The sequence below is a fragment of the Xanthovirga aplysinae genome, assembly GCF_009711365.1.
GTDB lineage: Bacteria > Bacteroidota > Bacteroidia > Cytophagales > Cyclobacteriaceae > Xanthovirga > Xanthovirga aplysinae.
The window spans coordinates 1-6639 of record NZ_SMMB01001019.1; the positions used below are offsets into that span (position 1 = coordinate 1).

Annotated in this window: 6 protein-coding genes; 5 read left to right on the forward strand and 1 reads right to left on the reverse strand. The window is 34.9% G+C overall.

The window, feature by feature from the left end; genetic code table 11:
• Window positions 1-207 precede the first annotated feature (207 nt).
• From E1171_RS10545 to E1171_RS10565, 5 genes are all read left to right on the forward strand, one after another.
• Window positions 208-888 carry a porin family protein gene (locus E1171_RS10545; protein WP_155205971.1) on the forward strand — a complete coding sequence of 227 codons (681 nt, stop codon included), beginning with the start codon at window positions 208-210 and terminating at the stop codon, window positions 886-888.
• 217 nt (window positions 889-1105) lie between these two features.
• Entirely contained in the window at window positions 1106-1768 is a 663-nt protein-coding gene (locus E1171_RS10550; RefSeq protein WP_155205972.1) for a porin family protein, read from the forward strand.
• Window positions 1769-2047: 279 nt separating this feature from the next.
• Entirely contained in the window at window positions 2048-3412 is a 1365-nt protein-coding gene (locus E1171_RS10555) for a parallel beta-helix domain-containing protein (RefSeq protein ID WP_155205973.1), read from the forward strand.
• 201 nt (window positions 3413-3613) lie between these two features.
• A complete protein-coding gene (locus tag E1171_RS10560) occupies window positions 3614-4726 on the forward strand; it encodes an SO2930 family diheme c-type cytochrome (protein ID WP_155205974.1) in 1113 nt (370 codons plus the stop codon).
• A 184-nt stretch (window positions 4727-4910) separates the two neighbouring features.
• Window positions 4911-5366, forward strand: a complete 456-nt coding sequence (locus tag E1171_RS10565; RefSeq protein ID WP_155205975.1) for a MarR family winged helix-turn-helix transcriptional regulator — start codon at window positions 4911-4913, stop codon at window positions 5364-5366.
• Between the two features lie 57 nt (window positions 5367-5423).
• Here E1171_RS10565 and E1171_RS10570 read toward each other — a convergent pair whose 3' ends face one another.
• The gene (locus E1171_RS10570; protein WP_155205976.1) at window positions 5424-6137 is read right to left on the reverse strand and encodes a DUF2490 domain-containing protein; all 714 of its coding nucleotides are present in this window, start codon (window positions 6135-6137) and stop codon (window positions 5424-5426) included.
• Between the last annotated feature and the right edge of the window lie 502 nt (window positions 6138-6639).

Genomic DNA, 6639 nt, shown 5'->3' on the forward strand with positions numbered 1-6639 from the left:
ATTTGGTTAAAACAACCCTAATTATTTATTTATATTTTTTCATTATTTAATACTATTTATTAAAATTATCTTAAATTTATTATAAATTTTCCTTCATTTTCATAAGATTAACTTTGAAATGGAGTTTTTTTTCATTTAATTTTTGATTGATTTAATCAGAAACTATAACGTTTTCTGGATTTTTTTTAAACCATTTAAATTATAACAATGAAAAAACTACTCACTCTATTTTTGGCAATCGCCTTAGGATTTACATTTGCCAATGCCCAGGACATAAATTTTGGACCAAGAGTTGGTTTTAACTATGCGGGTTATATTTCAGAAGGAGATGGTTCAGCAAGGCCTTCTCTCCAATTTGGTGCTTTTCTCGAAGCCAAATTAGGTTTATTCTCCATTCAACCTGAAGCCTTAATTTCCATGCAAGGGGTAAATTCAAACCTTGGGGCGGGAGCGGAAGCTTTAGGATTAAGAGATACTGATTTTACGGATAAAATCACCTATTTAAATGTTCCTGTAATGGTAAAATTGAATCTTCCTCTTGGTTTAAATATTCAGGCAGGCCCACAATTTGGATATGTACTAAGTGCCAAAAGGGATTTTGAAGACGATAATTTAGCACTACCAGAAGTTCTAGGAGGTCTACCTATAGAGGATGGGGATATCAATAATCTAAAAGAATTGGATTTCACCCTAAATGTAGGTGCTGGATTTGAAATTGGAAAATTTGATATTGCAGCCCGATATAATTTTGGGCTAACTGATTTGAGAAAAGACAAGAATTATGAACCATCATCTCCAGAAGCTTTTACGGATACCTTCAGAAATATCAGTGGTGGGGATATAAAAACCCAAAACCTCTACCTCTCGGTTGGTTATAAAATTTTCTAATTACTCACACCTTCTTTTAAAAAACCTGATTCTAACTTATGTTGAATCAGGTTTTTTTTATGCTCTTCCACTGGATTCTCCTAGAAACTCCCTATATTATACTTCCAGTCACCAACTTATTCCCTTTCCCTCCTCCTCAGGAATTTTACTTCTCCTTTAAAAGGAACAATTCAATACCACCACTAATCAATATTCTAACCTTAAAAACATCCATCTCATGAAAAAAACAATTACCATTTTCCTATCCTGCTTTCTATTGGCATCCTTTTCAAAAGCACAAGAACTAAACCTGGGTGTAAGAGCCGGTCTAAACTACGCCGGTTATATTGCTGAAGGTGAAGGATCCGCCCGTGTATCCACACAATTTGGAGCTTTTGCCAATACCAAATTTGGCATGGTTATCTTACAACCAGAAGCTTTAATTTCCCTTCAAGGAGCCAAAGCCTCTATTCCCAGCCTGGATGCTATGAACTTAAATTCGGACTTCACAGATCGGATCACCTACCTTAACCTTTTGTTAATAGCAAAGATCAATATTTTCTCAGGCTTTAACCTCCAAGCCGGTCCACAATATGGTTATGTACTAGCCGCCAAAAGAGACTTTAAAAAAAATGATTTGGCCTTGGGTCCAGCATTAAGAATTCAAGACGGAGACATTGTCAATCTCAACAAATATGACTTAAGTTTTAATTTCGGAATAGGTTACGATATTGGAAGATTTGATATAGCTGCTCGCTATAATTTAGGATTAAAAGACCTTAAGAAGGACAAAAAATTTGTACCCAACCGAGAAAGCGATGAACAATTCCGATTGGCAGGAGGAACAGAAGACATCAAGAATCAATTAATTTACATTTCATTAGGATATAAATTATTCTAAAAATAGGTTTAAAAAATAACCCTGAGGGTCTCTCTGATTATTCTGGTTCCCTGGCTTTCTTCATTTTATTTATGAATTGTAAGCTCCTAAACCATGTCCAGTTGAAGTCAAAAAAAAGAATAATTTGACCAAAAGGCAAAGGGTCGTAAACAGGGGTAGCTCCTAAGAGGGGCCTCCCTTGTTTCATATCTAACCGACTTGTTTCCAAGGGGAAAAATAATTATTATAAAGCTATATTTTCCTAATAAAAATTCCTTACCTGTTAAATCAAAATTAGCCATGAAAAATTTTCTGATTTGTGGGTTTATTTCACTTTGTATACTCACCTCCTGTAAAGAGGAATTACCAAAGGAAATTCGAAATTTCCAGGATATTGAAAAATCCCTACTAACAGAATTTATTTTGGCAGAAGATGGAGATACCATTGAAATTGATAAAGGGCAATTTCTTTTCAAGAGAAGCCTGATATTAGACAATAAGAAAAATATGGTAATTCGAGGCAAAGGTATCGATCAAACCATTCTTTCATTTAAAGGGCAAGAAGAAGGAGCTGAAGGCATTAAAATCACGAATTGCACCAATATTGTGATAGAAAACTTAACTGTTGAAGACGCAGCTGGGGACAATATCAAAGTAATGGAAACGGAAGGGATCACTTTTAGAAATGTTAAAGTTTCCTGGACCGGAGGTCCTAAAACAACAAATGGGGCATATGGTCTATACCCCGTTATTTGTAAAAACGTGTTAATAGAAAAGTGTATAGCTACTGGTGCTTCAGACGCGGGAATCTACGTAGGACAATCAGATCATGTAGTAATCAGAGAAAATAAGATTTATAAAAACGTTGCTGGTATTGAAAGTGAGAATTCAAAATACGTAGACATCTACAATAATGAGGCTAGAGACAATACAGGAGGTATTTTAGTTTTTGACCTTCCCGCCCTTACCCAATATGGAAACCATGTAAGGGTATTCAATAACAAAATTATAGAAAACAATCACCGTAATTTTGCTCCACCTGGAAATATAGTGGCGGTTACTCCAGCAGGTACAGGTATATTAGTTTTAGCTACGGAAAAAGTGGAAATTTTCAACAATCAAATTATAAATAATAAAACCGCAGGTACAGCCATCATTAGTTATCACTTGATAAATGCTATTAGCACAGAGGAAGAATCTGAAAATGAAAAAAATAAGGAGTCAGAAAGAGGGACTACCCAAAAAATAAACAGAAAATTCGAAGAAGATAAGAATTACAATCCCTACTCCCGGGCGATTTACATTCATGATAACCAATATGAAAACAAATATTGGCTACCTTCTCTGAAGAGTGACTTTGGTAAATTATTTGTCTGGAAGTTTGGGTTTAATACACCGGATATCATTGTGGATGGGATTGAAGATCCAGATGGAAAACATGATGATGGTACAATAAAAGCTGATTACAGTTTTTGCTTTCAAAATAACGGCAATGCCACTTTTGCCAATTTAGACGCAGGAAATGATTTCAAGAACCTACATCAAGACATGAGTAAATACGACTGTAGCAGACCTCCTATCAAGGCAGTTCAATTAAATCCTTACCCCAATCTAGAAAAGGATGAAAAATCAGTTGATGAAGAGAATATTGAAATCAAGATTTAAAAACACCCTTTTTCTTTTTCAGTTATTAATAAGAAAATATAAGAGTTAAACATTAAGAATTAGAAGGATTAAGGCATTAGTAAAGAGGGGTCCAAAAACTATCCCTATTTCCTAAATATCGCCATTCATTATAAGAAAAGTTGAGTTTAGAATAAAAAATGCACATTTTTTCCCTGGCTTTTTATAGCAGATTATTTAATCATGATTAAAAACAAAAGACATCACTTTTTTTGGTTTTTAGCTATAGCATTTATTCTGGCATCCTGTACATCTGGAAACCAACCAACTGAAAAAGAAACCACGGAAAAACCGGCAATTGTAAAGAAATCCCAGAGAATAAAGGTGTCAAATTATGGGAATGAAAAATTATCGGAATACGGTTTTTTTACTGGAAAGCTTTCTGATTTAATCCCTGCCAAAGGTGTAATACCTTATGAATTAAACACACCTCTCTTCTCAGACTATGCTTTTAAAAAACGTTTTATACGTTTACCTAAGGAAGGCAACATGGTTTTTAATGCAAAAGACCCTTTTGATTTCCCAACTGGAAGTATATTAATAAAAAATTTTTATTACCCTACAGATTTTAGAAAGCCCCAGGCAGACCGAAGAATAATTGAAACCCGATTACTTATCCTGGAAAAAAAGGGGTGGAAAGCCCTGGCTTATGTCTGGAATGATGAACAAACAGAAGCATGGCTAGAAGTAGCAGGCGATAATACTGATGTGACCTGGACAGATTTTAATGGTAATTTGAAGAAAATCAATTACTCCGTTCCAACCGTGACGCAATGTAAAAGCTGTCATAGCAAAAACAATGAATTGATGCCCATTGGGCCTTCAGCTAGGCAATTAAACAAAACCATTACCTCGGGCAAAGCGGAAAATCAACTCATCCAATGGGAAAAAACCGGTATATTAAGTGGTCTACCAGAAATTCAGAAGGTGCAAAAACTGGCCCAATGGGATGATCCTAAAGGGGGAAAAATAGCTGAGAGAGCAAGAGCATTACTCGATATAAATTGTGGTCATTGTCATAATGAAAATGGACCAGCAAAAACCTCTGGGCTAAATCTAGACATTTTTGAGAATGATCTTCATAAATTAGGGATTCGCAAACCACCTATAGCAGCAGGTAGAGGTAGTGGAGGACTTAAATATGCCATTGTCCCCGGAAAACCGGAAGAATCTATTCTCTATTTCCGGATGAAATCCAACGATCCTGGCATTATGATGCCCGAAATAGGAAGAAAAATGGTGCATGAAGAAGGTCTGGAATTGATAAAAGAGTGGATTAAATTAATGAAGAATTAGATATGAGTAAATAATTCATATTCATTTATTGAAGAATTTAGCCTTTTTACCTAAACAATAAACATTGTTAGTTCCTTTGACCTAAAAACCTTTCTTTTGAAGAATATTTTATAAATATTACCAATTCGATCTTTGAAATGAGCTTTTTTTATAAATTGCGAAAAATTTAAAAAAGCATCCAAATATGGAAATCGAAAAGGAAATTCATCAAGTAAAATTTAAAAACGAATACCAAAAAGCAGTTATTAATATACTTTTCACAAGCTCCTGGCTATCATCCCGACATAACAACTTATTGAAACCCTTTGGAATCTCTACTCAACAATTCAATATATTAAGAATATTAAGAGGACAAAAAAAGGTCCCCGTTACCATGAAATTTTTATCAGAGCGCATGATCGACAAAATGTCTAATGCATCTCGATTAGTTGATAAACTTTACCAAAAAGGTTTGGTAGAGCGAAGGGAATGTAAAAATGATCGTCGGCAAGTAGACATTGTGATAAGTGATAAAGGGGAATTAGTAGTTAATAATGCTTCTGAGGTCCTGGAAAGTAGCTTGAATTTTGACCAAGTACTTCCTGAAGAACATGTTAAGATGCTCAACCAAATTCTTGACAAGATGAGAACAAATCCTTAGACTCCAATTAGAGCCCCAGACTCTACCTGGGGCTCTGAGCCCACAAGAATTATACTTCTAAAAATAATTTATATAGCGAATACGAAAAACCAAATTAGTTACCGGAACATCATCTAACTGTCCCCTTTGAGCTTGTTGTAATAGAAAAACTACACTAACTCTATGATGATGATTTATTCTATATCCTCCACCTCCCTCAAGTCTTAATTCGCTGACAAAGGCTTGGAGTTGCGTCTCCCCAAAATTCTCAAAAATTTCAGCAGTAGCAATTAAATACCAAGTATTTGCAATCACTTTTTTATTATTCAAGGGTACTTCAAAATAAAGTTTCAAACGAATTCTTAAAGAGGACTCAATTTCACTGGTACCAATAGCAAAAATTTCTCTTGCCTCTACTCGAAAACGCCAACGAAAATAAAAGCCAGTTACTTCAGGCCATCGAAAATAAAAGCCTATAAAGCCGCGGTATTCAAAAGTGTCCTGTTGATCATCTTGCAGGATAACAAAAAATCCAACTCCCAAATTAAAGGACAACCTCCTCCAATAATAAAACCTTAATGTTGGGCGGGCATGAAATCTGGTAAACGCCCTGGGAGGAATCTGAAGTCGATAGCCATAGTCGGAATAAAATTGAACTTCATGATCAAGGTTTTTAAGAAAATAATGGTAAGTCCAATTCTGAAAGTTTTTCTCCCTTTGGGCAAATGCAGTACCGGGAAGGATGCTTAGACTTCCCAACAACATTAAACCAAAAAGGATAACAGCTCTCATAAATTCCCTCTCATCAATCAATTATATCCCTGAGATCCTACTGTAATTCACCTTTTACTATTGAAATGAACATACTATAACTCTCAAATAATAAGTTCAACCTTTTTATTACTTTGTCCTTAAAACCGATCTAATTCAGATTCTTAAAGCCCTACTAAGTCACATTGTCTTGTAATTACCAACTCAATAATTTCCCAATGAATCTGCCATTCTCCATCCATCTACCAATTAACTTTTGACAAGCCTGGATTCTCACATCAGTTTTCATTCCTTTCTAAAAGGCCAGTGAAATAAACACAGCTTTGGCTGTATTTATAAACCTAAGGGATGGTTTATTTGTTGGAGAAGTGCTTTAATACAATGTGCACAATGATGCCGTAATGTGACCAGAAGTGAGTAGTCTTGAGGTTGAGTTCCAAAGAAGAAGGTTACATTATTTTCTTCTAAGAGTTTTGTAAATAATACAGCCATCCTTTAATACCACAATTCTTTATCAAGAAAA

Excerpts from the sequence above, each read along its gene's own strand:
- E1171_RS10545 (WP_155205971.1), top strand. The coding sequence starts at position 208 with ATGAAAAAACTACTCACTCTATTTTTGGCAATCGCCTTAGGATTTACA.
- E1171_RS10550 (WP_155205972.1), top strand. The coding sequence starts at position 1,106 with ATGAAAAAAACAATTACCATTTTCCTATCCTGCTTTCTATTGGCATCC.
- E1171_RS10555 (WP_155205973.1), top strand. The coding sequence starts at position 2,048 with ATGAAAAATTTTCTGATTTGTGGGTTTATTTCACTTTGTATACTCACC.
- E1171_RS10560 (WP_155205974.1), top strand. The coding sequence starts at position 3,614 with ATGATTAAAAACAAAAGACATCACTTTTTTTGGTTTTTAGCTATAGCA.
- E1171_RS10565 (WP_155205975.1), top strand. The coding sequence starts at position 4,911 with ATGGAAATCGAAAAGGAAATTCATCAAGTAAAATTTAAAAACGAATAC.
- E1171_RS10570 (WP_155205976.1), bottom strand. The coding sequence starts at position 6,137 with ATGAGAGCTGTTATCCTTTTTGGTTTAATGTTGTTGGGAAGTCTAAGC.